A 2,014-nucleotide genomic window follows, 5' to 3' on the forward strand; every position below is an offset into this window, starting at 1 on the left:
CCCGGCATCACGCCTATAAAGTTCGAGTTTAGATACCTGATCGTATCGTTTTTATATGTATCTACGGCGTAAATTTTCTTTTCGCCTTTTGCGTTCATCTCTTTTAGTTTGGCATACACGTCGTAGCCCTCGTGAGTAGGAGCGCCTACGCCTATTTCATTGGTGACTACGGGGTTGCTTCCCCAAAATACTATAGTTTTAGCAGACTTTATTACCGCTTCCCATTTCGTAGGAACTTCGTTTGGCTCGATAGTTCCGATAACGTGAGGCATGATAACGTGACCGGCACCATAGGAGTAGTTGCCGTCCTCCGAGACGAAGCCGCCTAGTATCGTTAGCATCCTTCTAGCCGTAGCTCTACCCCAGCTGACTTTACCGCTGCCGCCCCACCAGTAGCACTCTCCATAGATGCTCTCGGAGCCGTACTTTTCAAAATTTTCTTTTAGAGCTTTTGCGGCTAGATCAAGCGCCGTATCCCAGCTAACTCTTACGAATTCCTCCTCGCCTCTAAGCTCGGGTTTATTTGGTCCTTTTTTCTCCAAATAACTCTTTCTAACGCAAGGATACAGTACTCTGCTCTCGTTTTGGACGCAGTCTGCGACGGCGTTGTTTAAAGTGCTCGGGAATTTATCCGCCTCAAAAGGATCTATGCTGGTTATCTGTCCGCTGACTACGTTTGCGTAAAACGGACCGAATCTGTTCGCGCAAAAAACTTTCTTCTGGTCAAAAAGCGTCTGGGTGACGCCCTCTATCCTGTTGGCTTGCAGGCTGACACCAGCTAGCGCGCTAAGCTTTAAGAAATTTCGTCTTTTCATTTTTTCTCCCTTGAAATGAAATTTGGTTATCTCGTCTTTGGTGTTTCGTTAAATGTACTCGTCCAAGCCTACGACTAAATTTGAAGTCGTCGGCATTATTTATTAAACCTCCTTTAGATATAGAAATTAGTTTTATGGTTATATGACATTATAAGAGATAAAGAATAAAAACTATATAAAAAATATGATTTTTGGTAAAGATTATTTGGATTTAGGCGTATGTGAGCGTGAAAGCGACTGTAAAATTTACAAAAAAGAGCTAAAATTTGAGCCAAATTTAAGATAGGCAAATAAAAATGTTAGATGATTATGGCGACCAAATTTATCTTATCGGCGACGTGCACGGCTGTTATAAAACCCTCTGCGCACTTATAGATCGCTTGCCGCGCGGCACTGATTCTAAAATTTGCTTCGTTGGAGATCTGATAGACCGCGGCGAGGGGAGTTTTGAGGTCGTGCAGTTAGCGATGCAGCGCGGTTACGCGGCCGTAATGGGCAATCACGAATACCGCCTTTTACAACACAAGGACGCATTTTTGCGTGGCGAAATGCCTAACGATCCGCGCTGGTTTTTCCTCAACGGCGGCTCGCAGACTTTTGCATCCTACGCCAAAGCCAGCCGCGCCCAGAAGCTCGCACGCATAGAGTTTTTGTCAAATTTGCCGCTTTATTTGGAATTTCATGAGTTTAAAAACGCGCAAGGCAGGCGGCTCGTCGTGTCGCATTCGGCGGTCGGGCGGATGTGGCCGCTGCGCAGCTCGGACGGCGATAATGCAGCGGAGTTTAGGCGGCACGTGCTTTGCGGCAGGGGCGATTTTAGCCAAAACGATGGCGTCTTTAACGTCTACGGCCATACGCCGATCGCTGAGCCCGATATCACGGAATTTAGTGCAAATATCGACACAGGCTGCGTCTATAAGCATAAATTTGGCCATCTTTGCGCGCTTGAGTTTCCGAGCATGCGAGTCTTTTTGCAGGAAAATATCGAGGAGGGCGGGTGAGTTTAGTTAAATTTTGAGGCTAAATTTGACTAGAATTTGAATTTTACGCACCGAGACCTGCACCTTTAAGATGCTAAATTTGGGTTGATCAAATTTGAAGCCATGCGTTAAAACCTTCTAAACAAAAAAGATTGTTTGAGGTCGTTTTGCTTCTTTGTTAAGGGGGAAGGGGCTTAAATTACGCTCTGCTTTGCAGTT

At 45.5% G+C, this 2,014-nt stretch carries 2 protein-coding genes; one reads left to right on the forward strand and one right to left on the reverse strand.

Going from position 1 to position 2,014, the window contains the following annotated elements; genetic code table 11:
• The coding region (locus tag Q0338_RS07295) for a molybdopterin-dependent oxidoreductase (RefSeq protein ID WP_298086176.1) at nt 1-815 on the reverse strand (815 nt) is incomplete at its 3' end.
• A 296-nt stretch (nt 816-1,111) separates the two neighbouring features.
• On the opposite strand from Q0338_RS07295, the gene Q0338_RS07300 reads away from it, so the two are divergent.
• Nucleotides 1,112-1,816, forward strand: coding sequence for a metallophosphoesterase (locus tag Q0338_RS07300; protein WP_298086177.1), 705 nt, complete (start codon nt 1,112-1,114; stop codon nt 1,814-1,816).
• Nucleotides 1,817-2,014: the final 198 nt, after the last annotated feature.

The sequence above is a fragment of the uncultured Campylobacter sp. genome (genome assembly GCF_938018145.1).
In the GTDB taxonomy this organism is placed as follows: domain Bacteria; phylum Campylobacterota; class Campylobacteria; order Campylobacterales; family Campylobacteraceae; genus Campylobacter_A.